Source organism: Ramlibacter sp. WS9 (assembly GCF_003797765.1).
GTDB lineage: Bacteria > Pseudomonadota > Gammaproteobacteria > Burkholderiales > Burkholderiaceae_C > Ramlibacter.
Genome location: NZ_RKMB01000024.1, coordinates 50,075 through 75,319 on the forward strand (window position 1 = coordinate 50,075; position 25,245 = coordinate 75,319).

27 protein-coding genes and 2 tRNA genes are annotated in these 25,245 nt (G+C 66.2%); 16 read left to right on the forward strand and 13 right to left on the reverse strand.

The window, feature by feature from the left end:
- The first annotated feature begins 17 nt into the window (after positions 1-17).
- The 3 genes from uvrC to EEB15_RS26135 are packed head-to-tail and all read left to right on the forward strand — an operon-like array spanning position 18 to position 3,496.
- A complete protein-coding gene (gene uvrC, locus EEB15_RS26125; protein WP_141512894.1) occupies positions 18-1,991 on the forward strand; it encodes an excinuclease ABC subunit UvrC in 1,974 nt (657 codons plus the stop codon).
- Positions 1,992-2,026: 35 nt separating this feature from the next.
- Complete coding sequence (gene pgsA, locus EEB15_RS26130; protein WP_141512895.1) at positions 2,027-2,593, forward strand: CDP-diacylglycerol--glycerol-3-phosphate 3-phosphatidyltransferase; 567 nt, start codon at positions 2,027-2,029, stop codon at positions 2,591-2,593.
- A gap of 12 nt (positions 2,594-2,605) precedes the next feature.
- Positions 2,606-3,496, forward strand: a complete 891-nt coding sequence (locus tag EEB15_RS26135) for a DMT family transporter (protein ID WP_233259626.1) — start codon at positions 2,606-2,608, stop codon at positions 3,494-3,496.
- Here EEB15_RS26135 and EEB15_RS26140 read toward each other — a convergent pair.
- Entirely contained in the window at positions 3,459-4,418 is a 960-nt protein-coding gene (locus tag EEB15_RS26140; protein WP_370283912.1) for a LysR family transcriptional regulator, read from the reverse strand. The genes EEB15_RS26135 and EEB15_RS26140 overlap by 38 nt on opposite strands.
- Positions 4,419-4,493: 75 nt before the next feature.
- Between EEB15_RS26140 and EEB15_RS26145 the strand changes: the two genes are divergently transcribed.
- The 5 genes from EEB15_RS26145 to EEB15_RS26165 all read left to right on the forward strand — a co-directional run bounded on the left by EEB15_RS26145 (position 4,494) and on the right by EEB15_RS26165 (position 9,142).
- Positions 4,494-5,387: an alpha/beta fold hydrolase gene (locus EEB15_RS26145; RefSeq protein WP_141512896.1), complete on the forward strand. Its 894-nt coding sequence runs from the start codon at positions 4,494-4,496 to the stop codon at positions 5,385-5,387.
- Positions 5,384-6,469, forward strand: coding sequence for a tartrate dehydrogenase (locus EEB15_RS26150; RefSeq protein ID WP_141512897.1), 1,086 nt, complete (start codon positions 5,384-5,386; stop codon positions 6,467-6,469). Before EEB15_RS26145 ends, EEB15_RS26150 begins: the two co-directional genes overlap by 4 nt.
- Before the next feature lie 316 nt (positions 6,470-6,785).
- Positions 6,786-7,058: an HU family DNA-binding protein gene (locus EEB15_RS26155; protein WP_141512898.1), complete on the forward strand. Its 273-nt coding sequence runs from the start codon at positions 6,786-6,788 to the stop codon at positions 7,056-7,058.
- 17 nt (positions 7,059-7,075) lie between these two features.
- Positions 7,076-7,151: transfer RNA gene (locus tag EEB15_RS26160), tRNA-Val, on the forward strand.
- A 59-nt stretch (positions 7,152-7,210) separates the two neighbouring features.
- A complete protein-coding gene (locus EEB15_RS26165; protein ID WP_141512899.1) occupies positions 7,211-9,142 on the forward strand; it encodes a SurA N-terminal domain-containing protein in 1,932 nt (643 codons plus the stop codon).
- Between the two features lie 80 nt (positions 9,143-9,222).
- Here the strand turns inward: EEB15_RS26165 and EEB15_RS26170 are convergent.
- A tRNA-His gene (locus EEB15_RS26170) sits at positions 9,223-9,298 on the reverse strand.
- Between the two features lie 27 nt (positions 9,299-9,325).
- A complete protein-coding gene (locus tag EEB15_RS26175; protein ID WP_141512900.1) occupies positions 9,326-10,300 on the reverse strand; it encodes an NADPH:quinone oxidoreductase family protein in 975 nt (324 codons plus the stop codon).
- Between the two features lie 107 nt (positions 10,301-10,407).
- Here EEB15_RS26175 and surE point away from each other — a divergent pair, with 107 nt between their 5' ends.
- Genes surE through EEB15_RS26200 form a run of 5 tightly spaced genes read left to right on the forward strand, consistent with a single transcriptional unit; the run spans position 10,408 to position 14,666 of the window.
- Complete coding sequence (gene surE, locus EEB15_RS26180; protein WP_141512901.1) at positions 10,408-11,175, forward strand: 5'/3'-nucleotidase SurE; 768 nt, start codon at positions 10,408-10,410, stop codon at positions 11,173-11,175.
- The gene (locus tag EEB15_RS26185) at positions 11,175-11,945 is read left to right on the forward strand and encodes a protein-L-isoaspartate(D-aspartate) O-methyltransferase (protein WP_141512902.1); all 771 of its coding nucleotides are present in this window, start codon (positions 11,175-11,177) and stop codon (positions 11,943-11,945) included. The genes surE and EEB15_RS26185 overlap by 1 nt, the downstream gene beginning before the upstream one ends.
- 14 nt (positions 11,946-11,959) lie before the next feature.
- Positions 11,960-12,850: a peptidoglycan DD-metalloendopeptidase family protein gene (locus EEB15_RS26190; protein WP_141512903.1), complete on the forward strand. Its 891-nt coding sequence runs from the start codon at positions 11,960-11,962 to the stop codon at positions 12,848-12,850.
- Between the two features lie 2 nt (positions 12,851-12,852).
- Entirely contained in the window at positions 12,853-13,863 is a 1,011-nt protein-coding gene (gene rpoS, locus EEB15_RS26195) for an RNA polymerase sigma factor RpoS (protein WP_141512904.1), read from the forward strand.
- A 17-nt stretch (positions 13,864-13,880) separates the two neighbouring features.
- Complete coding sequence (locus tag EEB15_RS26200) at positions 13,881-14,666, forward strand: 3'-5' exonuclease (protein WP_141512905.1); 786 nt, start codon at positions 13,881-13,883, stop codon at positions 14,664-14,666.
- 14 nt (positions 14,667-14,680) lie between these two features.
- On the opposite strand, the gene EEB15_RS26205 is transcribed toward EEB15_RS26200, so the two are convergent.
- Positions 14,681-15,112, reverse strand: coding sequence for a VOC family protein (locus EEB15_RS26205; protein ID WP_141512906.1), 432 nt, complete (start codon positions 15,110-15,112; stop codon positions 14,681-14,683).
- A 51-nt stretch (positions 15,113-15,163) separates the two neighbouring features.
- Here EEB15_RS26205 and rlmD point away from each other — a divergent pair, with 51 nt between their 5' ends.
- On the forward strand, positions 15,164-16,579 hold the full coding sequence (gene rlmD / locus EEB15_RS26210) for a 23S rRNA (uracil(1939)-C(5))-methyltransferase RlmD (RefSeq protein ID WP_141512907.1): 1,416 nt from the start codon (positions 15,164-15,166) through the stop codon (positions 16,577-16,579).
- A gap of 2 nt (positions 16,580-16,581) precedes the next feature.
- Positions 16,582-17,613: an AraC family transcriptional regulator gene (locus EEB15_RS26215; protein WP_141512908.1), complete on the forward strand. Its 1,032-nt coding sequence runs from the start codon at positions 16,582-16,584 to the stop codon at positions 17,611-17,613.
- Here the strand turns inward: EEB15_RS26215 and EEB15_RS26220 are convergent.
- Positions 17,536-18,384, reverse strand: a complete 849-nt coding sequence (locus EEB15_RS26220; protein ID WP_141512909.1) for an SDR family oxidoreductase — start codon at positions 18,382-18,384, stop codon at positions 17,536-17,538. The two genes, EEB15_RS26215 and EEB15_RS26220, sit on opposite strands and share 78 nt — an antisense overlap.
- Positions 18,385-18,524: 140 nt before the next feature.
- Complete coding sequence (locus EEB15_RS26225; protein ID WP_141512910.1) at positions 18,525-19,223, reverse strand: Bax inhibitor-1/YccA family protein; 699 nt, start codon at positions 19,221-19,223, stop codon at positions 18,525-18,527.
- 149 nt (positions 19,224-19,372) lie between these two features.
- On the opposite strand from EEB15_RS26225, the gene EEB15_RS26230 reads away from it, so the two are divergent.
- Positions 19,373-19,780 carry a heme-binding protein gene (locus tag EEB15_RS26230; protein WP_141512911.1) on the forward strand — a complete coding sequence of 136 codons (408 nt, stop codon included), beginning with the start codon at positions 19,373-19,375 and terminating at the stop codon, positions 19,778-19,780.
- Positions 19,781-19,784: 4 nt separating this feature from the next.
- On the opposite strand, the gene hemP is transcribed toward EEB15_RS26230, so the two are convergent.
- The 7 genes from hemP to EEB15_RS26265 all read right to left on the reverse strand — a co-directional run bounded on the left by hemP (position 19,785) and on the right by EEB15_RS26265 (position 25,189).
- Entirely contained in the window at positions 19,785-19,970 is a 186-nt protein-coding gene (gene hemP / locus EEB15_RS26235) for a hemin uptake protein HemP (protein ID WP_141512912.1), read from the reverse strand.
- Positions 19,967-20,380 carry a biopolymer transporter ExbD gene (locus tag EEB15_RS26240; protein ID WP_141512913.1) on the reverse strand — a complete coding sequence of 138 codons (414 nt, stop codon included), beginning with the start codon at positions 20,378-20,380 and terminating at the stop codon, positions 19,967-19,969. The genes hemP and EEB15_RS26240 overlap by 4 nt, the downstream gene beginning before the upstream one ends.
- 91 nt (positions 20,381-20,471) lie before the next feature.
- On the reverse strand, positions 20,472-21,185 hold the full coding sequence (locus EEB15_RS26245) for a MotA/TolQ/ExbB proton channel family protein (protein WP_141512914.1): 714 nt from the start codon (positions 21,183-21,185) through the stop codon (positions 20,472-20,474).
- Positions 21,186-21,193: 8 nt separating this feature from the next.
- Positions 21,194-21,856 carry an energy transducer TonB gene (locus EEB15_RS26250; RefSeq protein ID WP_141512915.1) on the reverse strand — a complete coding sequence of 221 codons (663 nt, stop codon included), beginning with the start codon at positions 21,854-21,856 and terminating at the stop codon, positions 21,194-21,196.
- Between the two features lie 69 nt (positions 21,857-21,925).
- Positions 21,926-22,171, reverse strand: coding sequence for a bacterioferritin-associated ferredoxin (locus tag EEB15_RS26255; RefSeq protein ID WP_141512916.1), 246 nt, complete (start codon positions 22,169-22,171; stop codon positions 21,926-21,928).
- A 129-nt stretch (positions 22,172-22,300) separates the two neighbouring features.
- The gene (locus EEB15_RS26260; RefSeq protein ID WP_141512917.1) at positions 22,301-22,981 is read right to left on the reverse strand and encodes a Fe2+-dependent dioxygenase; all 681 of its coding nucleotides are present in this window, start codon (positions 22,979-22,981) and stop codon (positions 22,301-22,303) included.
- A gap of 27 nt (positions 22,982-23,008) precedes the next feature.
- Complete coding sequence (locus EEB15_RS26265; protein WP_141512943.1) at positions 23,009-25,189, reverse strand: TonB-dependent siderophore receptor; 2,181 nt, start codon at positions 25,187-25,189, stop codon at positions 23,009-23,011.
- Positions 25,190-25,245 lie beyond the last annotated feature (56 nt).

Consider the following 25,245-nt stretch of genomic DNA (forward strand, 5'->3'; position numbering starts at 1 on the left):
GCCACAATAGCGCCTGTATGTCCGAGGCCCATTCCGAAGAACTCCTGGCGCAAGTCGCCGCCTTGCCTGGCTTGCCCGGTGTCTACCGCTATTTCGATGCCGACGGCGGTGTGCTCTACGTCGGGAAGGCGCGCAACCTCAAGAAGCGCGTCTCCAGCTACTTCCAGAAGAACCATGGCGGCACGCGCATCGGCCACATGATCGGCAAGATCGTGCGCATGGAGACCACGGTGGTGCGCTCGGAAGCCGAGGCGCTGCTGCTGGAAAACAACCTGATCAAGACGCTCAACCCGCGCTACAACATCCTGTTTCGCGACGACAAGAGCTACCCCTACCTGAAGATCTATGGACCCGGCAAGGCGGGCGACGAAAGCGCGCCGCCGGCGGCAGTGGCCTTCCCGCGCGTCGCCTACTACCGCGGCGCAGTGGATCGAAAGCACCGCTACTTCGGGCCGTATCCCAGCGCCTGGGCGGTCAAGGAATCGATCCAGCTCCTGCAGAAGGTGTTTCGCCTCCGCACGTGCGAAGACACTGTTTTCGCTAACCGCACGCGGCCTTGCCTGCTTTACCAGATCAAGCGCTGCTCGGGCCCGTGCGTCAACCTTGTGACGCCGCAGGACTACCAGCAGGATGTGCAGAACGCCGAGGCGTTCCTGCGGGGGGACACGCAGCAGGTGCTGGTGACGCTGGAGTCGCGCATGATGCGGCACGCCGAAAACCTGGAATTCGAGCAGGCGGCCGAGCTACGCAACCAGATGAGCGCCTTGTCCAAGGTGCTGCACCAGCAATCGGTGGAAACGGCTTCCGACAAGGACGTCGACATCCTCGCCGTCAAGGTGCAGGGCGGCAAGGCCTGCGTCAACCTGGCGATGGTGCGCGGCGGCCGGCACCTGGGCGACCGGCCGTACTTCCCGAGCCACATCGAAGACGCGGCGGCGGTGCAGGACTTCGACAACAATGCGGACGATGAGGCTGGCAAGGCGCCCGAGGTACCGGTCGAAATCCAGGTGCTGGAAGCCTTCATCGCGCAGCACTACATCGGCGTGCCGGCGCCGCCTGCGCTGATCACCAGCCACCCCATCAGCCGCGAACTGATCGACGCGCTCTCGCAGCAGCAGGGCCTGAAGATCGCGGCCGTTCACAACCCGCGCGAGCAGCGCCGCCTGTGGCTGGAGATGGCGCAGAAAAATGCCGACATCCAGTTGGCCCGGCTGCTCGCCGAAGAGGGCTCGCAGCAGGCCCGCACCCGTGCGCTGGTCGAGGCGCTGGACCTGTCGCCGGACGACCTGGAGGCCTTCCGCATCGAGTGCTTCGACATCTCCCACACGGCGGGGGAATCGACCCAGGCGTCCTGCGTGGTGTTTCATCACCACAAGATGCAGAACTCGGAGTACAGGCGCTACAACATCGACGGCATCACGCCGGGCGACGACTATGCCGCCATGCGCCAGGTGCTGATGCGCCGCTACGCCAAGCTGGCGGAAGCCGGCCGCGACTCGCCCGAGGCCATGCCGCCCCGCGGCGCGGGCGGCAGTGCAGGGCGCCTGCCGGACCTTGTGCTGGTGGATGGCGGCAAGGGCCAGGTGAGCATGGCGCGCGAGGTGTTCGCGGAACTGGGGCTGGACCTGGCGGTGATCGTCGGCGTCGAGAAGGGCGAAGGCCGCAAGGTCGGCCTGGAAGAGCTGGTGTTCGCCGACGGCCGCGAGAAGGTCTACCTGGGCCGGGATTCGGCGGCACTGATGCTTGTGGCGCAGATCCGCGACGAGGCGCACCGCTTCGCGATCACCGGCATGCGTGCGCGACGCGCCAAGGTGCGCGTCGGCGGCAGCCAGCTCGAGGACATCCCAGGCATCGGCGCGAAGAAGCGGGCCCGGCTGCTGCAGCGTTTCGGCGGCGTGCGAGGCGTGGCCTCGGCCGGGGTCGATGACATCGCCAGCGTGGAAGGCATTTCGCGGGAACTGGCCGAAGAAATCTACCGCGCGCTGCATTAGGAGCCTGCTCGGCCGCCATGCCAGAATCGGGGCTCATGTTCTTTACCATCCCCACGATCCTCACCTGGACCCGTATCGTTGCGATCCCGCTGATCGTCGGTGTGTTCTACCTGGGCTGGAACCCGGCGCTGCAGAACCTGATCGCCACGGTGATGTTCGTCGTTTTCGCGGCGACGGACTGGCTGGACGGCTACCTGGCCCGCAAGCTGAACCAGACGTCATCGTTCGGCGCCTTTCTCGACCCGGTGGCGGACAAGTTCCTGGTCTGCGCCTCGCTGCTGGTGCTGGTGCACCTGCAGCGCGCGGACGTGTTCGTCGCGTTGATCATCATCGGCCGGGAGATCGCGATCTCCGCCCTGCGCGAATGGATGGCGCAGATCGGCGCTTCCAAGAGCGTGGCCGTGCACATGATCGGCAAGGTCAAGACCACGTTCCAGATGGTGGCCATCCCGTTCCTGCTGTTCGACGGCGTGCTGTTCGGGCTGATCGATACCGCCGTGTGGGGCACGTGGCTGATCTGGATTTCCGCGATCCTCACCGTCTGGTCGATGGTCTATTACCTGCAAAAGGCGCTACCGGAAATCCGCAAGCGGGTGAAATAGCCGGTTTGGCTGATGACATCGACTGATTCGCAAAGCAACCGGCTGGTGGCGGCGATGCCCGCCGTGTTCGTACTGATCTGGAGCACCGGCTTCATCGTCGCCCGCTACGGCATGCCGCATGCACCGCCGATGAAATTCCTGGCGGTGCGCTATTTCCTTTCGGTGGGGTGTTTCGCTCTGTGGGCCATCGCTGCCCGCGCCGCGATGCCCGCCAATCGCGAGCAGGTCAAGCACCTGGCCATCACGGGGATGCTGATGCACGCGGGCTATCTCGGCGGGGTGTGGGCGGCCGTGAAGCTGGGCATGGGCGCCGGCCTGGTGGCTTTGCTGGTCGGATTGCAGCCGGTACTGACGGCCGTGTGGGTGTCATCGCGCGGGGGCGTCGTGGCGCAACGCCAGTGGGCCGGCCTGGCGCTGGGGTTCGGCGGATTGGCGCTGGTGGTGTGGCAGAAGCTGGGCGTCGGTGAGATCCACGGCACCAATTTCCTGCTTGCGTTGGGTGCCCTGCTGAGCATCACGGCGGGCACCCTCTACCAGAAGCGCTTCGTCGCTCCCTGCGACGTGCGCACCGCGGGCGTGGTCCAGATGGCTGCGGCCTTTGTCGTGACATTGCCGCTGGCACTGCTGGAAAGCGAGACCATGCATTGGAATGGCCAGTTGATCGGTTCCATGGCCTGGTCGGTGCTGGTGCTGACGTTGGGTGGCAGCTCGCTGCTGTACCTGTTGATCCAGCGCGGCGCGGCCACGGCCGTCACAAGCCTGCTTTACCTCGTGCCGCCGTGCACGGCGGTGATGGCGTGGTTGCTCTTCGGCGAGGCCATCACGGTGTTCACCATCGCCGGCATTGCGCTGACGGCTGTCGGGGTCAGTCTCGTGGTCCGCTCGCCTTCGCCGCGCCCCTGAACCGCCACGGCTCCCCTTTGAACCGTTCCGCGAGGAAGTCGATCAGCAGCCGCACGCGTTTGGGTGTCTGCGCCTGGTGCGGCGCGAGCCAGTGGATGTCGGCGTCCCACATCGCGTAGCCGGGCAAGAGCCGCACCAACTCGCCCGAGGCAAGCTGCGGGGCAATGTCCCACAGGCTTCGCAGCATGATGCCGCGGCCGGCCAGGCACCAGTCGCGAACCAGTTCGCCGGAATTGCTCGACAACGGGCCCTGCACGCGAACGCGGGTCTCGGCCTTGTCGCGCTCACGGCGCAGCGCCCAGGTGTCGAAGCGCTGGTCGCTCTCGCGCACCATCAGGCAATCGTGCTGCGCAAGGTCTGCCGGCGCCTTCGGCATACCGCGTGCGCGCACGTACTGGGGCGCCGCCACGACGACGCGCTGGTTGCGCGCGAGCCGCCGGCCCACCCATTCGGACGCCCGCTGGCCGCGCACAGACCACAGCCACACTGCGCCGTCGTAGCCTTCCACCGCCAGGTTGGGCAGTTGCTCCGTCAGCTGCAGCTGAACCTGCAGGCCCGGATGGCGCGCCTGGAATTCGGCCAGCACCGGCCCCAGCCAGAGGCGCCCGAAACCGAATGTGGCGGCGATACGGATGACGCCCATCGGCTCAGTGCGACGTTCCAGCAAGTCCGCCTCCAACTGCGCGAAGGCCTGCACCAGTTGGCCGGCTCTTTCGCACAGCGCTTCTCCTTCGGCCGTGGGAACGACGCGCCGCGTGGTTCGCTGGAACAGCTTGAAGCCCAGCCGCTCTTCCAGCGCCGCAAGCTTCTTCGTCACGACCGAAGGCACGACTCCGGCCGCCGCGGCAGTGCCGGCCAGGGTTCCGTGGGCGCGCACCGCCAGGAGCAACTCCAGGTCCGTACGGTTCAGCAGGGGGTTCAATAGTTTCCCGATTGGAAATGATCGATTGCCGGATTATTGCTTGCGGCGGCGCCGGGCGCCAGCCAGAATCTGCCGATGCTGGAGAGTTTCGAGACATTCGAGGTGGTGCGCGACGGTGTGCGGCTGCATGCGCGGCAGGCGGGCCGCGGCGAGCCGCTGCTGCTGCTCCACGGCCACCCGCAAACCCACGCCATGTGGCACCTCGTCGCTCCCGCGCTGGCGGAGCGATTCACCGTGGTGACGATGGACCTGCGCGGCTATGGCGATTCGGACCGGCCCGATGCCGGGGAGGGCAGCGGCGCGTACTCGAAGCGTGAGATGGCGCTGGACGCGCTCGCCGTGATGCAGTCGCGCGGCTTCGCGCAGTTCGGTGTGCTCGCGCACGACCGCGGCGCGCGTGTGGCGCACCGGCTTGCCGCCGATCACCCTGGCGCGGTCGCGCGCCTGATGCTGCTGGACATTGCGCCGACGGTGGCGATGTACGAGCACACGTCGCTCGCTTTCGCCCAGACCTACTGGCACTGGTTCTTCCTCATCCAGCCGCCTCCGTTGCCTGAAGCCCTGATCGAGTCCGACCCGGTGCGCTACCTGCGCAGCGTGATGGGCGCCCGCCACGCCGGGCTGCAGGCATTCGCGCCGCAAGCGCTCGCCGAATACGAGCGCTGCATTCGGATCCCAGGCACGGCGCAATCCATCTGCGGCGACTACCGCGCCAGCGCCGGCATCGATTTGGAACATGACCGTGCGGACATTACCGCCGGCGAAAAGACATTGAACCAGCCGCTGCGCGTCCTCTGGGGCGAGCACGGCGCCGTGGGCCGCTGCTTCGACGTGCTCGCGTTGTGGCGCGAGCGCGCGCCGAAAGTCACCGGCCGCAGCCTGCCTTGCGGCCACTACATCGCGGAAGAGGCGGCGTCCCTTCTGCTGCAAGAAGCCCTTTCATTTTTTCAGGAGTCAACACCATCATGAGCAAGAAGCGCATCGCAGTCATCGCCGGCGACGGCATCGGCAAGGAAGTCATGCCCGAGGGCATCCGCGTCATGGAGGCGGTGGCGACGAAGTTCGGCATCGACCTGACCTTCGACCACTTCGATTTCTCAAGCTGGGACTACTGCGAGAAGCACGGCAAGATGTTGCCCGACGACTGGAAGGACCAGATCGGTGGCCACGACGCCATCTATTTCGGTGCCGTCGGTTGGCCCGAGAAGATCGCCGACCACGTGTCGCTGTGGGGATCGCTGCTGCTGTTTCGCCGCGAGTTCGATCAGTACGTCAACTTGCGGCCGGCGCGCCTGATGCCCGGCATCATCGCGCCCGTGGTGCGGCGCGACGGCAGCGCCCGCGCGCCGGGCGAGATCGACATGTACATCGTGCGTGAGAACACCGAAGGCGAATACTCGAGCATCGGCGGGCGCATGTACCCCGGCACCGAACGCGAGATCGTGATGCAGGAGACGGTGATGTCGCGCGTGGGCGTCGATCGTGTCCTGAAGTTCGCGTTCGAGCTGGCACGGTCGCGGCCGAAGAAGCACCTGACGTCGGCGACCAAGTCCAACGGCATCGCCATCACGATGCCTTACTGGGACGAGCGCGTGGCCGAGATGGCCAAGGCCTATCCGGACGTGAAGGTGGACAAGTTCCACATCGACATCCTCACCGCGCACTTCGTGCAACGCCCCGACTTCTTCGATGTGGTCGTGGCCAGCAACCTGTTCGGCGACATCCTGTCCGATCTCGGCCCCGCATGCACCGGCACGATCGGCATCGCGCCGAGCGCGAACATGAACCCCGACCGCAAGTACCCCTCGCTGTTCGAACCCGTGCACGGTTCGGCCCCCGACATCTACGGCAAGAACATCGCCAACCCGATCGGGCAGATCTGGTGCGGCGCGATGATGCTGGAGTTCCTTGGCCACAAGGACGCGCATGATGCGGTGCTCGCGGCCATCGAGAAAGTGCTGCAGCCCGGAAGTGGTGCACCGCGTACGGGCGACCTTGGCGGAACGGCGAGCACCACCGACGTGGGCCGCGCAATCGCTGCTGCCGTGTAACGGATTGCGCGGAGGACGCGCAGGTCGGTGAGCGGGTTTTGCTCACCAAAAATTTGCGCAGTGCCGCACGAAAATCGGGCTGCAGCCCGCATGGAATCTCGTCAAAAGCGTCTAGAATCCGCCTCCGCGCTGTTGTAAAGGCATCCGTCGTATTGACACGGTCTGGGTCCGTGGCTTTAATTGGCCGGTGGCTTTGGAGCCGCGAAAGAAGTCTCCCGCATCCTCGCCTCATGCCACGCGACGTGGCCGCAGGAACGGGAGTCAATAATTTTTGACGAGACATTCCTGATCAACTATCTCTCAACGAGGGGCCCCCGTGAACAAGACCGAACTGATTGAGCACATCGCAAAGCATGCCGATATCTCGAAGGCCGCCGCCACCCGTGCGCTGGAATCGATGATCGGTGCCGTCAAGACCACGCTGAAAAAAGGCGGGTCGGTGTCTCTGGTGGGTTTCGGTACTTTCGCGGTCGGTAAACGGGCCGCCCGCGCGGGCCGCAATCCCCGTACCGGCGCAGCGATTAAAATCAAGGCTGCCAAGGTTCCCAAGTTCCGTCCAGGCAAGGCGCTGAAGGATGCGCTGAACTGAACGGCCCTAATACGGTGGGGTGCTTAGCTCAGCTGGTAGAGCGGCGCCCTTACAAGGCGTAGGTCGGCGGTTCGATCCCGTCAGCACCCACCACCAAGCGAAGGCGAACTGTTGTTCGCCTTTTGTTTTTTCTAGCAATGTGAGTCTCGACCATGTTCGAATTCGTCCGCAAGCACACCAAGATCATGCAGTTGATCCTGTTTCTGCTGATCTTCCCGTCGTTCGTGCTGGTGGGCATCAACGGCTACAACAGCATGGGCGAAAAAGGCGAGGCCGTCGCCAAGATCGGCAGCCAGGACATCAAGCAGGGTGAGTGGGACGCCGCCCACAAGCAGGAGGTCGATCGCCTGCGCCAGCAGATGCCCAACCTCGACGCGAAGCTGCTGGATTCGCCGGCCGCGCGCTACGCGACGCTCGAGCGCCTGGTGCGCGACCGCGTATTGGCCGCTGCCGCGGACAAATCCAAGCTCTCCACCAGTGACCAGCGCCTGGCCCGTGAACTGCAAAGCAACGAGATGATCGCCTCGCTGCGCGGCCCCGACGGCAAGCTGGACATGGCGCGTTACCGCCAATTGGTCGGCGCACAGGGCATGACGCCGGAGATGTTCGAGGCCAGCGTGCGCGCCGACATCGCAGCGCGCCAGGTGCTGGCCGGCGTCGGCGGCACGAGCTTTGCCACGCCAGCGCAAGCGGCCATCTCGCTCAACGCGTACTTCGAAAAGCGTGAGGTGCAGGTGGTGCGGTTCGCATCCGCGGACTACGTTGCGCGCGTCAATCCGTCGGACGCCGACCTGGAGGCTTTCTACAAGACCAATGCGGCAATGTTCCAGGCGCCGGAGCAGGCCAGCATCGAATACCTGGTGCTCGACCTGGAGACCGTGAAGAAGACGGTGACGGTCAACGAACAGGACCTGAAGACCTATTACGACCAGAACGCCTCGCGCCTGGGTGGCCAGGAAGAGCGCCGCGCAAGCCACATCCTCGTGGCCGTGCCCAAGGGTGCGCCCGCGGCCGAACGCGAGAAGGCGCAGGCCAAGGCCACCGAATTGCTCGCTGCCGTCAAGAAGGCGCCCGACAGCTTCGCCGATGTCGCGAAGAAGAACTCGCAGGATCCGGGCTCCGCGGCCAATGGTGGGGACCTCGACTTCTTCGCGCGCGGTGCGATGACCAAGGCATTCGAGGAAGCCGCGTTCGCGCTGAAAAAGGGTGACATCAGCGGGCTCGTCGAAACCGAGTTCGGCTTCCACATCATCAAGCTCGCCGACATCAAGTCGCCCAAGCAGAAGACTTTCGAAGAGATGCGGCCAGAACTCGAAGCGGAACTGAAGAAGCAGCAGGCGCAGCGCAAGTTCGCCGAGACGGCGGAGGCGTTTACCGACACGGTCTACCAGCAGCCCGACAGCCTCAAGCCCGCGGCCGACAAGTTGAAGCTCGAGATCCGTACGGCAACCAACGTGCGACGCACGCCGCAACCCGGCGCGCCCGCAGCCCTGGCAAATCCCAAGTTCCTCAATGCACTGTTTGCGCAAGGCACCATTGAAAAGAAGCAGAACACCGAGGCGGTGGAAGTCGCCCCGAGCACGTTGGTGTCGGGCCGCATCGTGCAGTACACGCCGGCGCGCACCTTGCCGTTTGCCGAAGTGAAGGACCGTGTTCGCGAGCGCGTCGTTGCCGCTCGCGCGGCCGAGATGGCCAAGAAGGAAGGCATGGAAAAGCTGGCCGCCTGGAAAGCGAACGCGGGCGCTGCCACCTTGCCGGCGGCCATCACCGTCTCGCGCCAGGAAACGCAGAAGCAGCCCGGCGCTGTAGTCGAAGCCGCACTGCGCGCCGACCCGGCCGCGCTGCCGGCGTTCACCGGTGTCGAGTTGGGTGGCGAAGGCTACGCCGTGGTCAAGGTGAACAAGGTGCTTGCGCGTGAGACGCCGGCCGACGACGTGGCCAAGCAGGATCGCGCGCAGTACGCGCAGGCCTGGGGCTCGGCCGAGAACATCGCGTACTACAACCTGCTGAAGGAGCGGCTCAAGGTGCAAATTCTTGCGCCGAAGCCCGCGGCAGGGCTGGGTGAGCCCGCGCAGACGCAGTAACAGCAATCGCGGCCAACAAGCCGCGATCCCAGTAAAAAAGCCCGCGGCTGCAAGGCCGGCGGGCTTTTTCTATGGATGCTTGGGGTGGCTGATGGGGCTCGAACCCACGACAACAGGAATCACAATCCTGGACTCTACCAACTGAGCTACAGCCACCGTAGAGAGCGAGATTATAGCCGGACGCTAATTCACCATGACGAGCTTGCCTTTGACGCCGCGCGAACCCATGTGCGCATAGGCTGATTTGAGCTCGGCCATCGGCATCGTGCGGTCGATCACGGGCTTGATCTTGCCCTCGGCGTACCAGCGGGCGAGCTCGCCCATCATGGCGGCGTTGGCCTTCGGCTCCGCCTTGGCGAAGCCGCCCCAGAACACGCCGACGATCGAGGCGCCCTTGAGGAGCGGCAGGTTGAGCGGCAGCGAAGGAATCGGCCCAGCCGCGAAGCCCACGACCAGGTAGCGACCGCGCCACCCGATGGAGCGGAACGCCGGCTCGGCATAGTCGCCGCCCACCGGGTCGTAGATCACGTCCGGGCCTTTGCCTGCGGTCGCGGCCTTGATGGCCTCGCGCAAGTCCTGCTTCGTGTAGTTGATGGTCGCGTCGGCGCCGATCGATTTGCACAGCTCGCACTTCTCGTCGGTGGAAGCGGCCGCGATGACGCGCGCGCCCATCGCCTTGGCGACCTGGATTGCCGAAGTGCCGACACCGCCCGCGGCGCCGAGGACTAGCACGGTTTCACCGGCCTTCAGTTGTGCGCGGTCCACCAACGCATGGTGCGACGTGGCGTAGATCATGATGAACGCCGCGGCGTCCACGTGGGGAAAGCCGGGCGGCAGCGGCATGCACAGCGCGGCCGGGGCGATGGTGTGCGTGCCGAAGCCGCCCGTGCCCGACAGGCACGCGACGCTCTGCCCGACCTTGAGATGCGTTACGCCTTCGCCCACAGCTGCGATCACGCCTGCGTATTCGGAGCCGGGCACGAACGGCAGCTCGGGCTTCATCTGGTACTTGTTCTGAACGATCAGCAGATCGGGGAAGTTCAGGCTCGCGGCCTTGATCTCGATCAGCACCTCACCCGCTTTGGGCGCGGGCGTGGGCAGTTCTTTCCATTGCAGCGCATCGACGCCGGTGGGGTTCTCGCAAATCCAGGCATGCATGCCGATTCTCCGGATAAAGGACGCATTGATGATAGGCCCACGATTTCCGCATGAATGTCTCTGCGGCGACCCATCGCACCTACAATCTTTTCAATCCTTTACCCCCAATGAAAATCCTCCTTTCCAACGACGACGGCTACCAGGCGCCGGGTCTCGTCGCGCTGTACGAGGCGATCAAGGACCTGGGCGATGTCGAAGTCGTCGCGCCCGAGCACAACAACAGCGCGAAGTCGAACGCGCTCACGCTGCATTCGCCGCTCTCCGTGCACCTGGCCGGCAACGGTTTTCGCTACGTCAACGGCACGCCGGCGGATTGCGTGCATGTGGCGCTGACGGGCCTGCTCGAATACCGGCCCGACCTCGTCGTGAGCGGCATCAACAACGGCGCGAACATGGGTGACGACACGATCTACTCCGGCACCGTCGGCGCGGCGATGGAGGGCTACCTGTTCGGCATCCCCGCCATCGCCTTCTCGCAGACGCAGAAAGGCTGGGCTCATATCGGCGACTCGGCGCGCAAGGCGCGCGACCTGGTGCAGCAGGTGATCGCGCAGCATGCGCAAGGCAGCGCGCCGTGGCTGCTCAACGTCAACATTCCGAACATGCCGTATGAGGAGCTCAAGCCGTTCAAGATCTGCCGCCTGGGCCGTCGCCATGCCGCGGAAAAAGTGATCGCGCAGCCCAGCCCGCATGGCGACATGCTGTACTGGATCGGCGGCGCCGGCCCGGCCAAGGACGACGCGGAAGGAACGGACTTTCATGCCACCGCACAGGGCCACGTGTCGATCACACCGTTGAAGGTCGACTTGACCGACCACGAGGCGCTCGCAGGATGGAAGACACGGCTCGCGGCATCGGGCGGGCAGGAGCGTTGATGCCTCAGCGCCCAGGCTTTCCGGCACGGCTCGATTCGTCGTCCACCCGGCCCGCGCCCGCCCGGAAGGCCGCGACGCCCGCTGTCAACGCATCGCCGCGCACCCCCGAAGGTGTTTCGCCGGATTCGCGTGCGGTGCGCGCGCGCATGGTGGAAAAGCTCGCAGCGCAGGGCGTGAGCGACGCGCGCGTGCTTCATGCAATGGGGCGCATCGAGCGGCATCGCTTCGTCGATACGGCGCTGATGAACCAGGCGTATGAGGACACCAGCTTACCGATCGGGCTGGGCCAAACCATCTCGAAGCCAAACGTGGTGGCGCGAATGATCGAGCTCCTACTCGGCGGCAGGAACGATGCGGCCGGCAAGTTGGGCCGCGTGCTCGAAATCGGAACCGGCTGCGGCTACCAGGCCGCGGTGCTCAGCCTCGTCGCTACCGAGGTCTACAGCATCGAGCGCTTGCGCGGGTTGCACGACAAGGCTCGCGAGAACTTGCGCCCGTTTCGCCTGCCCAACGTGCACCTGATGCTCGGCGACGGCATGGTCGGGTACCCCAAGGGTGCACCGTATGCCGGCATCATCTCGGCGGCCGGCGGTTTGGCCGTGCCCGCTGCCTGGACGGAGCAACTCGCAGTGGGTGGGCGCATCGTCGCGCCGACGGTCATGCCCAATGGGCAGCAGGCCCTGGTGGTGATGGAAAAGACGGCGCGCGAAATGAAACAAACTGTGCTTGAGGCGGTTCACTTTGTCCCCCTAAAATCGGGCATCGCTTGATAGGAAAAGAAAAGATGCTCGAGTTGCGCAATCAGGGGTGGACGTGGGCGCTGGCACTGGCAGCAGGGCTGCTTGCCGGGTGCGCATCTACCTCGCTTCGCGCCCCGGCGCCGGTGGAGGATCGCAGCGCCGCGCGCGCGCCTGTCGTGGCCCCAGCCCCCGTCGCCGAACCGCCGCGCACGACTTTGCCCGGCGCCGAGAACGCGGGCAAGCCCGGCTACTACACCGTGCGTCCCGGCGATACGCTGATCCGCATTTCGTTGGACAGCGGGCAGAACTGGCGCGACATCGCGCGCTGGAACAGCATCGAGAACCCGAACATCATTGAAGTGGGGCAAGTGCTGCGCGTGATACCGCCTGCCGCGGACGTCGCGGCCGTGCGGCCCGTGACCACTGCTCCCGCGGTGCCGGGCGCACCGACGCCCGCCGCGAGCGCGCCGCGTGGCACGCCCACCACCGGGCTGGTGGCGAGTGTGCCGCCGGCGGTCACGTCGCCCGGGCCTGCGCCGACGCCAGTGCCCGCAGGGGAAGACGACCTGCCGTGGGCCTGGCCGACGCCGGCCGGTGCTTCGGTCGTCGCGGGTTTCGATGAGCAAAGGAACAAGGGCCTGGACATCGCGGGCAAGCCCGGAGACCCGGTGCTCGCGTCGGCCGATGGACGCGTCGTGTACGCGGGTGCAGGCTTGCGCGGCTACGGCAACCTGATCATCCTCAAGCACAACAACACGTATCTCTCGGCCTATGCGCACAACCAGTCGCTGATGGTCAAGGAAGACCAGACGGTGCGCAAAGGGCAGAAGATCGCCGAGATGGGCAGCAGCGACGCCGACCGGGTGAAGCTGCACTTCGAGATCCGGCGGCAGGGCAAGCCTGTCGACCCCGCCAAGTACCTGCCCCCGAGGTAGCGATGAAAAAGCGCAACGGACACAGCAATTCTGCCGTTCCGGGTGCGTCTGAGAATGGGGCTGTGCCAGGCGCAAGAGGGCAGGGCGATGAGGGCGATGAAGCCGCCAGCGAGCCCAACCCCCGCGACATCCCCGCCGAGATCGCCGGGGAGTCGAGCGACACGCTGACGCTCTACCTGCGCGAAGTGCGCCGTACCGAACTGTTCACCCCCGCCGAGGAATTCGACGCCGCCACGCGCGCCCGGGCCGGCGATTTCGCTGCGCGCCAGTCGATGATCGAGCACAACCTGCGACTGGTGGTGAGCATCGCCAAGGGCTACCTCGGGCGCGGCGTGCCGCTGTCGGACCTGATCGAAGAAGGCAACCTCGGCCTGATGCACGCGATCGACAAGTTCGAGCCCGAGCGCGGATTTCGTTTTTCGACCTATGCGACCTGGTGGATACGCCAGTCGGTCGAGCGCGCCGTGATGAACCAGGGCCGCGTGATACGCCTGCCCGTGCACGTCGTGCGCGAACTGCAGCAGGTGCTGCGCGCGCGGCGCACGCTGGAAAACGATCCGGCCTTTGCCGCAGCGCGCAACGGCTTCGAAGGCGAGGGCGTGCGGGTCGAGGATGTGGCCGCGTTGCTCGGGCGCGAAGTGCAGGAAGTGGCCGAACTGCTGGCGATGGCCGAGGCGCCACGATCGCTCGACGCCGCGATGGACCGTTCCGACGACGAACATACGCTGGGCGACTCGATGGCCGACGAGCTGGCCGTCGACCCGACCGGGGTGACCCAGAGCCACGAGGTCGAGAAACTCCTGAACAACTGGATCGACGCCCTGTCGAACCGCGAAAAGGAAGTGCTGGAGGGCCGCTTCGGCCTGCACGATCGCGAGCCGGAAACTCTGGAAGTGCTCAGCGACCGCCTGGGCCTCACGCGTGAACGCGTCCGGCAGATCCAGAACGAGGCCTTGCTCAAACTCAAACGCCACATGGTGCGCAACGGCATCAGCAAAGAAGCCTTGTTCTAGCTGCTACAGTCCCGAGCATGGCCTGGCCCGTACTCGTTTTCGACATCGAATCCATTCCCGACATCGCGGGGCTGCGCGCATTGCGCGGCAGCGCGCCCGGCACCAGCGACGAGCAGGTCTTTGCCGCCTGGTGCGAGGAGCGCAAGGAGAAGGGGCAGAGCGACTTCATGCCGCTGCACCTGCAGCGCATCCTGGTCATCAGCTGCGTGTTCAGGAACGCCGACGGCATTCGCATTCACTCCTTCGTCGATCGCGACAACGCGAGCGAAGGCAAGGTCATCCAGACCTTTTTCAACACACTCGAAAAGCACGTGCCGCAGCTGGTGAGCTGGAACGGCGGCGGCTTCGACCTGCCGGTGCTGCACTACCGCGGCTTGCGCCACGGCGTGGTGGCCGACAAGTACTGGGATCTCGGCGACGACGATCGCGAGTTCAAGTGGAACAACTACATCAGCCGGTACCACATGCGGCACCTGGACCTGATGGACCTCCTCGCCATGTACCAGCCCAAGAACAACGCGCCGCTAGATGCGATGGCCAAGCTGTGCGGCTTTCCTGGCAAGCTGGGCATGGACGGCTCGCAGGTCTATCCAGCCTTTCTCGATGGGAAGCTGGAAGAGATTCGCCGCTATTGCGAAACCGACGTGATGAACACCTACCTGCTGTATTGCCGCTTCCAGAAGATGCGCGGCGGGCTCACGGAAGCGGAATACGAACAGGAGATCGAGTTGGTCAAGGCGACGCTTGGCAATCTCGCGCCGGCCGAGGCGCACTGGCAGGAATACCTCGCAGCCTGGGTCTAGGGCTTTATCAGGCGCTAGTCAGCCGCGCCCGGCGGGCGGGGCGACAACAGCTCGTCGTAGCCGCGCCCTTCGAACTCCAGCAGGTCGAAGCCATGGCCGAACGGGTCGGCCATGTTGGCCATGCGGCCCCACCGCCGTTGCAGGATCGGTTGCTCCAGTGTGGCGCCCAGGCCAACCAGTTTCTCCGCGGCCGCATCGATGCCGGTGACGACGAAATCCAGGTGCACCGGCGTCCAGTGGCGGGCATAGCTGCGGCGTTGCGGATGGCCTTCGCCCAGCGGCGGCGTCCCCGCTGGGTTGAACAGAAGGTCGATGGCGCTGCCTGCGCCCAGCAACTCCACCCAGTCGTCGCCGAGCCGTCGGCCTTGGCGCAGGCCGAGGCCTTGCACATAGAACGCGATGCCGCGTTCGAGGTCGTCCACGTCGATGCATGCCCGGATTTCCATGCGCGTCCTTTGGCTTTCTGCCAGGAAGTATGCACCTGAGACAATCGGGCAATGACAGACGAGATCGACAAAAACGAAACGGAAAGTCGGCCGCCGCTGCCCGACGGTTGGCTGCTGGTGGACGCGCTCGACATCGAGGCGCAGGGCGTGGCGCGCCGGCCGGACGGCAAGGTCGTGTTCATCGACGGGGCATTGCCCGGCGAACTGGTATCGGCCAACGTCAACCGCAAGAAGAACAACTGGGAGCAAGGCACCCTCACGGCCATCCACCGCGAATCGTCCCAGCGCGTGCGTCCGCGTTGCCCGCACTTCGGCCTGCACGAAGGCGCGTGCGGCGGCTGCAAGATGCAGCACCTGCACCCCGCCGCGCAAGTCGCCGTCAAGCAGCGAGTGCTGGAAGACAACCTGTGGCACCTGGGCAAGGTCAAGGCGGAGATGATACTGCGGCCCATCGAGGGCCCGGACTGGGGCTACCGCTGGCGGGCACGCTTTTCGGTGCGGCATGTGCGGAAGAAAGAGTCGGTGCTGGTGGGCTTCCACGAGCGCAAGAGCCGCTACGTCGCCGACATGCGCGAATGCCACGTCGTTCCATCGCATGTGAGCGCACTGCTGCTGCCGCTGCGCGCGCTTATCGGGTCCATGGACGCCATCGAGACCTGTCCGCAGATCGAGCTGGCCTGCGGCGACGAGGTCATTGCGTTGGTCTTGCGGCATCTTGAGCCGCTGAGCGAAGGTGACCTGGCCAAGCTGCGTGCGTTCGCCCTTGCGCACCCCGGCGTGCAGTGGTGGCTGCAACCCAAGGGCCCAGATACCATCAAATTGCTCGACGAAGGCGGGCCGGAGCTGGCGTACGCGTTGCCGGAGTTCGGCATCACGATGCCCTTCAAGCCGACCGACTTCACCCAGGTGAATCCGCACATCAACCGCGTGCTGGTGTCGCGTGCGCTGCGGCTGCTGGACGTGCAGCAGGACGACCGGGTCATCGACTGGTTCTGTGGCCTCGGCAATTTCACGTTGCCTCTGGCGACGCGCGCGCGGGAGGTGCTGGGCATCGAGGGGAGCGAGCCATTGGTGGCGCGCTCACGCGAGAACTACCGGCGCAACCAGGCGGAAAGGATCGGACGGCCGCTGGCGCCGGCGACCTTCGCGGCGCGCAACCTGTTTGAGATCACGCCCCAGCAACTCGTGCAGGACGGGCAGGCGCAGCGCTGGCTGGTCGATCCCCCGCGCGAGGGCGCGTTCGCACTGGCCAAGGCGCTGGCTGACCTGCACATGCAGCCGGAACTGCGCGGCCCCTGGAGTGCGCCCCACCGCATCGTCTACGTCAGCTGCAACCCGGCGACGTTGGCACGCGACGCGGGGCTGCTGGTGCACCAGGCCGGGTACCGCTGCACGGCTGCGGGCGTGGTCAACATGTTCCCGCACACGGCGCACGTGGAGAGCATCGCGGTCTTCGAACGCGCTTGAGCATGGGGCCGCACAGCGCGCGCGCACGACCGGAACCCACCGGCCTGGCGCTGGGCGCCCAGCGGTTGATGGCGCATGCCTGTGCCCGCGGCGCCGAGCGCGCCGCCTTGCTGCGGGCGATGGGACCGGGCGCCGGGTCGCTGGAGGATCCGGACGAGCGGTTGCCCACGCGCTGCTACTACAACCTCATCGCCGCGGCGGCGCAGGCACTCGACGACCCGTGGTTCGGCATCCACTACCTGGAGACGGCCCAGCCCGCCGACATCGGGGCGGTGGGCTTTGCCGCGGTGACAAGCGCCTCCTATGCCGAGGCGCTGGCGCGGGTGGCGCGCTATCTGGGCTTCCTGACCCAAAGCGAACAGATGGTGCTGACGCCCGAGCCAGATGGCATGCGCGTCAGCTGGCGCCTGCTCGGGCCGGAGCATCCGGCGCACGCGATGGTGAGCGAGATGTACGCCTACAACGTGACAGGCCTGGCGTCGCGCCTGTTGGGCGTGCCGGTGGTGCCGCGTTCGCTGGCGTTTCGCCACATGCCCCGGGCGCCGCGCGCGCAATACGCCCGCATGTTCGGATGCGAGCCCGGGTTCGGCGCCGCCGAGGATGCCTGCCGGCTGGATGCCTGCGTGCTCGAGCATCCGATGCCGCAGGCCGACGTCGCGATGGCCGCGTTCTTCGACCGCTGGCTCGCTGGCCGCACCCCCGCGCCGGTGCTCACCTTGCGGCGCGAACTGGAGCAGGCGCTCCTGGGAAGCCTCAGCCAGGGTGTGCCCGGCATCGAAGCCCTTGCCGGTCGCATGTGCATCAGCGCGCGCACCCTGCAACGCCGCCTGGCCGAGGAAGGGCTGACGCTCAGGGCGCTGGCCGAGGATGTGCGCCGGCGGGTTGCGCTGCAGCAGGTGGGTGCCGGCGTGCCGCTCGCCGAGGTGTGCTACCTCCTGGGGTTTGCCGATACGCGCTCATTCTTCCGCGCGTTCCGGCGCTGGACGGGGCAATCGCCAGCGGCGTGGCGTGCCGAAGGTGCCCGCCGGCAGTGAGCGCGAGGCCATGAAGCGCAGGATGTAGCGGGCGTACCAGGGCCACACGCGCGCCAGCAGGAGCATGGCGCGGTTGCCGGCGCCATGGACGGTGAAGCGCTTGCGCCGGCACAACGCATCGATGAGGAAGTGGCCCACCTCCCCCGGGTCCGCCACCGGAGGGCCTTCCAGCCGCAGCGACTCGATGGCCGCCGTGCGGGTGTGCCCAGGCACGAATTGCATGACGTGCACCCCATTGCTGCGGGCCTCGAACTCGAACGCCTCGGTGAAGCGCGCCACCGCCGCCTTGGCGGCGCAGTAGTTCGCCATGCTGGGGTAGCCGACGAAGCCGATCACCGAGCCGACGGTGACGATGCTGCCTCTTCCCCGGCGCTGCATGTGCGGCAGCACCGCCTGCACCATGCGCACCATGCCCACGTAATTGAGCTCCCACTCCGCGCGCAGTGCCGCGCCGGACTGCTCGCGCACCAGTCCCTGGCTCGCGCCGCCGGCGCAGTGGATCAGATCGTCGATGCTGCCGGTCCTTGCGAGGATCTGTTCGACGCCGGTTTGCACGCTGGCGTCGTCGGTCACGTCGAGTTGCTGCAGCAGCACCTCGCCGCCGATGTCAGCCAGGCCGTCCCGGGCACTGGCCAGCTGGGTCGGGCCGCGGGCGGCCAGGACCACCCGCGCCCCGCGCGCCAGCGCGGCCCGGGCAACGGCCAGTCCGATGCCGCGGGAACCGCCTGTGACCAGGACCGTGCGGCCCTGCAATGCGTTGTCGTGTTTCATGTGCACCTCCTGTCTGGCAGCTTAGGCAGATGCGGATCACCTGCCAGGGGCCGAAGGCGTCAACCGAGGGGTCGCGGGCGCCATCCGCAATGAAAAAAGGGCCCGAAGGGCCCCTTGTTTCGTCCACCGAACGCAGCGGTTCAGTCGCGTTCGCCGCCCGCGAGGCCCAACAGGGCCAACAGGGCCAACAGGCTCTGGAACACGTTGAACACGTCCAGGTACAGCGCCAGCGTTGCGCTGATGTAGTTGGTTTCGCCGCCGTCGATGATCTGCTTCAGGTCATACAGCATGTAGGCGCTGAAGATGCCGATGGCCATCACGCTGATCACCATCATGCCGACGGTCGAGCCGACGAAGACGTTGATGATGCCGCCGACCAGGATCGCCAAAGCGCCCACGAACAGCCACTTGCCCATGCCGGACAGGTCGCGCTTGATCACGCTGGACAGGCTGGCCATGACGAAGAACACGCCCGCCGTGCCGCCGAAGGCCGTCATGATCAGTTCCGGGCCGTTCTTGAAGCCCAGGACCATCGCGATCAGCCGCGACAGCATCAGGCCCATGAAGAAGGTGAATGCCAGCAAGACCGGCACGCCGGCCGCGGAATTCTTGGTCTTCTCGATGGCGTACATGAAGGCGAAGGCGCCGCCGAGGAAAACGACCAGGCCGAGGCCACCGGACAGGCCGCGCACCATGCCGGTCGCAACGCCCAGCCAGGCGCCCAGCACCGTGGGAATCAGGCTCAGGGCCAGGAGCCAGTAGGTGTTGCGCAGTACGCGGTTGCGCTGCTGCGCCGACTCTGCGTAGCCATAGTCAATCGTTTGGACCCGCTCATTCATAGCCAACTCTCCTTTTGCCGTTCTGGCAGTTAGATGGGCGCATTCTAGGTTGGTTCAAGGTTTCAAAACCACTCATACGCGATTCTGCCCAATCACGCAGCAGCTATGCTTGGCGTTTCCGGTTTTTCCGCCATCCCCTGTAAAACGCCATGAAAACAAAATCTCTCCTCGAAGCAGCCGACATCAAGGCCATCGCTGCGGCAGCCGAAGCCGAAGCCCTGAAGAACAACTGGGCGGTCAGCATCGCCATCGTCGACGATGGCGGGCACCTGCTCTGGCTTCAGCGGCTTGACGGTGCCGCGCCGATCTCGGCCCACATCGCACCCGCCAAGGCCAATACGGCCGCGCTGGGACGGCGCGAAAGCAAGGTCTATGAAGACATGATCAACGGCGGCCGCGTTTCGTTCCTGAGCGCGCCTGACCTGAAAGGCCTGCTCGAAGGCGGCGTGCCCATCCTCAAGGACGGCCAATGCCTGGGCGCGGTGGGCGTGAGCGGCGTGAAATCGACCGAAGACGCGCAGGTGGCGCGCGCAGGCATCGCGGCCATCGGCCTCTAGCCAGTTACTTCGTAAGGATCAGCTTGCCCAGGCGCGTGGCCTGCAGGCGGTAGACCTCGCCGTTGTGGCGAATTTCCACCAGGCGCGCCCCCCGCAGCAAATCGCTGCTTTCGAGCACCGGTTGCGGGCGAGCCGGCTCACGCGGCACGAATGCCGGCGGCGGCGCCACGCGGGGCCGGTCCGGGTTCATTGCGGCTTGGGCTCGGTGATGAAGCCGATCTTGCGCAGACCCGATTGCTGGGCAGCGGCCATCGCCTGTGCCACGCGTTCATAGCGCACTGCGCGGTCGCCGCGGATGTGCAGTTCAGGCTGGGGCTGGCGCGCGGCTTCCACCTTGAGCATGCGCTCCAGGTCGGCGTCGACTATCCGGCTGTCGTTCCAGAAGTACTGGCCGTCGGCGTCCACCGACAGCCGCACGGTCTCGGGTTTGGCGTCCTGCGCCTGGTTGCTGGCGCGCGGCAGGTCGATGTTGACCGCGTGCTTCATGACCGGCACGGTGATGATGAAGATGATCAGCAGCACCAGCATGACGTCCACCAGCGGCGTCATGTTGATCTCGTTCATCACGTCGTCGGTATCGTCTTGGGTTCCGAAGGCCATATCAGATCTCCGCCCGGCCGCCCGAAGGAGACCTGGGCCCCCTCGAGGGGCAGTGCAGCGGCGCAGCCGCAAACGTAGGGGTCAACATGCTTTAGGCGCCTTTCTTCATCGCCACAACGTTGGCTTGGCCGCGGGCAGACACGCGCGCGCCGGTGACGAAGTACGAGTGGAGGTCGTAGGCGAAGCGGTTCAGCTTGTGCAGCACGGACTTGTTGCCGCGCACCAGGGCGTTGTAGCCCAGCACGGCCGGGATCGCCACCGCCAGGCCCAGTGCCGTCATGACCAGCGATTCACCGATGGGCCCCGCCACCTTGTCGATCGTGGCCTGGCCCGCCGCGCTGATCGCGATCAGCGCGTGATAGATGCCCCATACGGTGCCGAACAGGCCGACGAAGGGGGCGGTGGACCCGACCGAGGCCAGCACGGCCAGGCCGGCTTGCAGGCGCGAAGTCGATTCATCGATCGAGTTGCGCAGCGAGCGCGTGAGCCATTCGCTGGCGCCCAGCGAGTCATGCAACTGCGGTTGGGCGTTGTGGTGCGCCGCCGCTTCGCGGCCTTCGAGCGCGAGCGCGCGGATCGGGTTGGCAGGATCGGTGCCCAGCTTGCTCAGGCCGTCGGCGAAATCGGCCGCGTGCCAGAAGCTTTCGATACGGCGCGACTGCACGGCGTATTTGCGCAGGTCGAGAGCCTTGACGATGATGACCATCCAGGAAGCCAGGGACATCCCCAGTAGCAGGACGGCCACGGCGCGGGTGATGAAATCGCCTTGGTTCCAGAGGTTGACGAGGCCGAATGAGTTGTTCATGTTCTTGCTTACTCCAGGACGAAATTGACGGGAATCTGGTGCCACATCGCTTCGGCGACGCCGCCGCGCTTGCCGGGGACGAAGCGCCACTTCAGCACCGCAGCCAGCGCCGACTCGTCGAGCCGGGTGTAGCCGCTGGATTGCGCCAGCGTGGCGGACTGGACGGTGCCGTCGGCGGCGATGAGCACGCGCACCATGACCTTGCCCTGCTCACCGAGGCGTTTGGACAGCGGGGGGTAGACCGGCTTGGGGTTCTGCAGGTAGTCCGCGCTGCTGGACGGCAGTTCGATCTTCGGCGGGGCGGGCGGTGCAGGCGGCCCGGCAGCAGCGACTGCCATCGGCGGAGCGGGGGGCTGCGGCGAGACGACGCCGGTGGGGGCATCGGGTGCCGGAGCGGGCGCTGTTTCGGCAATGGCGACGGGCTGCGGTGCCGGCGCGGTCGCGCGCTGCAATTTCTGGGGGGTGGGCTGCTTGACCGGTGCCGGCGGTTGCGGCGCCGGAGGCGACTGGACCTGCGGAGCCGGAGGCGAGATCAGCTCGCTCAGCATCTCGACGGGCACGACCAGCTCCACCGTGCGCCGCACCAACCCGGATTGCAGCGCCCACAGAGCTGCTGCATGAAACAGCACGACGCTGCCGGCAATGACGTAGTTGCGGGAGAGGCGGGGCACGGCAGGGTGCGGAACCGAAGTGGAAGAGTCAACCACGCAACACCCACCAGGAGGAAGCCACGACGAGGATCAGGCTTGCGCCAAGGGTTGGGACGAATTCCATGCTGCGCTCTCCTGGATGCGGGAGGCGAGCTGGATGGCAGCGACCGGGGAGGTTCGGCTGCACTGGTCCACCACATCGCGGGCGCAGTCTTCGCACTGCCCGCACTGGGTGGCCACGCCCAGCTCGAACTGGATGTCGTCGAAGCTCATGCCGGCACGCGCATGGCGGGCGATTTCGCGGTCGGAAACTCGGCGGCAGACACAGACGATCATGGCAGGGAGCGGGTTGGCTGGCGGTTGATGAAGGGACAATCGAAGTGTAAATGCGAATCGGTCTCATTTGCAATCACTTGACGAATCCTGGGGATATTCGGGGTGGGATTCCAGCTCAGCAACAGGCGTTCAGGCGTCAGCCCACATGCGCAGCAGGTTGTGGTACGTGCCCACCAAGGTGACCGTGGCCTCGCTCTCGCCCGCGGTTTCGCGCAGCGAGGTGAGGGCCATGTCGAATTCGTGCAGGAGGCGCCGCTGGGCGTCGTCGCGCACCATGCTCTCGATCCAGAAGAAGGCTGCCAGGCGCGCGCCGCGTGTGACCGGCGTGACTTCGTGGACGTGGCTCGCTGAGTACAGCACCGCGTGCCCGGCCGGCAGCTTGATCTGGCGCGCGCTGCCGGATTCGTAGACGGTCAGTTCGCCGCCGTCGTAGTCGTCCGGGTCGGACAGGAACACAGTGCAGGAAATGTCCGTTCGCACGCGCAGGCCGCCCTCGGCGAAACGGATGGCGCCATCGACGTGTTTGCCGTAGTAGTTGGTGCCGCCGCCATAGCGGTTGATGCGCGGCGGAAAGACCTTGCGCGGCAGGGCCGCAGCAAGGAATTGCGGGGACCGGTCCAGCGCGCGCAAGACGAGCGCGCCGATGGCGCGCGCCTCCTCGCAGGCGGGCGGCAGCTGCTCATTGTTCTTGGCCTGCACGGCCTGCGAGCCGGCGCCAATGCGGCCGTCGGCCCAGGGGGCCGTGGCCAGCAGGGCGCGGGCCTGCGAGAGTTCGCTGTTGTCCAGCAGGTTCGGAAGAATGAGAAGCATGGCGGCGGCTTTGCTTGGAAGGGAAGTCTAGAACTTGGCGGACAGCGCGACTTGCAGCATGCGGCCGGCCCCGGGGATGTAGTGGCCCCGGTACAGCGACTCGGCGTAGAGCTTGTCCGTCAGGTTGCTCAGGTTGGCCTTGACGGCGAACTGCTGGTTGATCGTGTACTCGGCCATCAGGTCGGCCGTGACGAAGGCGGGTGCCTCCCAGGCGGGCGCCGTGACGTCGGCCGGGGACTGGGCGCCGCGGAAGTTCAGGCCGCCGCCCACGCGCCACTGCGGCGTCACCTGGTAGGTGGTCCACACGGTGCCGCTGTGCTTGGGCGACAGGCCCGGGCGATCGCCCACGCGGTTGCCCACGGTGGTGGCGGTGGAGGCGGCCACGTCGACCTTGGCCACCGGCATCCAGGTGTAGGAGCCGTAGACCTCCCACTTCGGCGTCAGCCGGCCGCTGATGTCCGCCTCGAAACCGGCCGAGTGCCGCTTGCCCGAAAGCAGCAGGCGCGTAGCGGCGGTGTCGGGGTCGGTATTGCGCTCGTTCTTCTTGGTGGAATGGAAGATGGCGAAGCGGGTGGACCAGTTCTTGTCGGCCGAGTCGAGCTTGGCGCCGAGTTCGATGTTCTGGCTCTGCTCCGGCGGCGTATTGGCTGACAGCGCGTTGTACGAGTACGTGTCGCCCGAGGTGTTGAACGAAGTGCCGTAGGAGAAGTGGTACGAATGCAGCGCGTCGGGCTGGTACAGCACGCCGATACGCTTGCTCCACTCGGAAATCTTCTGGCCGAAGCTGGTGGTGGTTACGGGGCCGGGTGCGGCGGCGGGGATGGCGTAGTTGTTGAAGCTGCCGTCCAGGCTGTCGTAGCGCAGGCCGGCCAGCAGCTTCCAGGCCGGCGCGATCTGCACCAGGTCCTGGGCGTACACGCCCCAGGACTTGGCCGTGAAGTCGCTTGTGGGCCGCAGCACGCGCAGGCCTTCGTTGATGGAGGCGCCGTCGTCGGGCGTGCCCGCCAGCGTGGTGGGCTTTACGAGAGTGACGCCGCCTTGCGCGGCCGTGCGCGCGCCGTACACGGTCTTCTCTTCGCGGGCGAAGTCCACCCCGGTCTGCAACTCGTGCCTGTAGCCCAATGCGTTGAACTTGGCGCTCAGGTCGCTCTGCGCGTGCAGGGTGTCCACGTCCTGGATTTTCAGCTGTGTGCCGCGCGTGAAGACGGTATTGGGGCCGAAGTTGGATAGGTCGGTCGTGGCGGCGCTGGCGAAGCGCACCGTACCGGCCCGCTGGTCACGCGTGAAGGCGCCTTTGCGCACCTGGGTTTTCAGTTCACTGCCGTCGCCGAAGCGGTGCAGGTGGCTGAAGGTGGCGACCTTGGCCGTGCCGGCGTTGTAGTCGCTGGCCATGCCGAAATACGCGGTCGGGTCCAGGCTGCCGATGATCGTGTTGCCGGCCGAAGTGTCGGTGGCGCGCGGCTTGATCCAGGGCAGGCCGTAGTTCATGCCGTTGTTGTTGTCCAGCCAGTACAGGCTGGCCATGAACTCGTCGCCCGTGCCTATGCCCCAGCGGAAGGTGCCGGCCAGGCCTTGCTTGTCGATGCTGCTGCCGGCGCCGTTGTTGTCGGCGCGTGTCTTCATCGCATTCAGGCGCAGCGCCGCGTTCTCGCCCGTCTTGAAGTTGAAGTCGCCGGTGACGCGGCCGTAGCTGTGGCTGCCCACCGTCGTGGTGACTTCATGCTCGGTGATCAGGCGCGGCACCTTGCTCACCTGGTTGACGGCGCCGCCGGTGGAGCCGCGGCCGAACAGCATGGAGGCCGAGCCGCGCAACACTTCGATGCGGTCGTTGTTGAAGGTGTCGCGGTCGTAGAAGGCCGGGTCGCGCATGCCGTCCAGGAAGATGTCGCCCGTGCCGGCCAGCGAGAAGCCGCGCAGGCGGATGTCCTCCTCGCCGCCCTCGGCCGCCTGGAAGGTCACGCCCGAGGTCTGGCGCAGCACGTCCTTCACGGTGTCGAGGTTGCGGTCGTCGATCAGCTTTTCGGTGACGACGGTGATCGACTGCGGGATGTCGCGCAGTTCCTGCTTGCCCTTGCCGATGGTGGTGGTCGTGGCGCGCAGGGCTTCCTTGCCTTCGGGCGCTTCGGCCCTCTCCTTGACGGTGATGGGCGCGAGGGTCTTGCCCTCAGGCGCAGTCTGGGCCCAACTGCCGACCGACGCGGCCAGCATGAGGGCGCCCAGCGGCAAGAGGGCGGGTTCGGAACGGGAACGGACAAGGGGGTGCG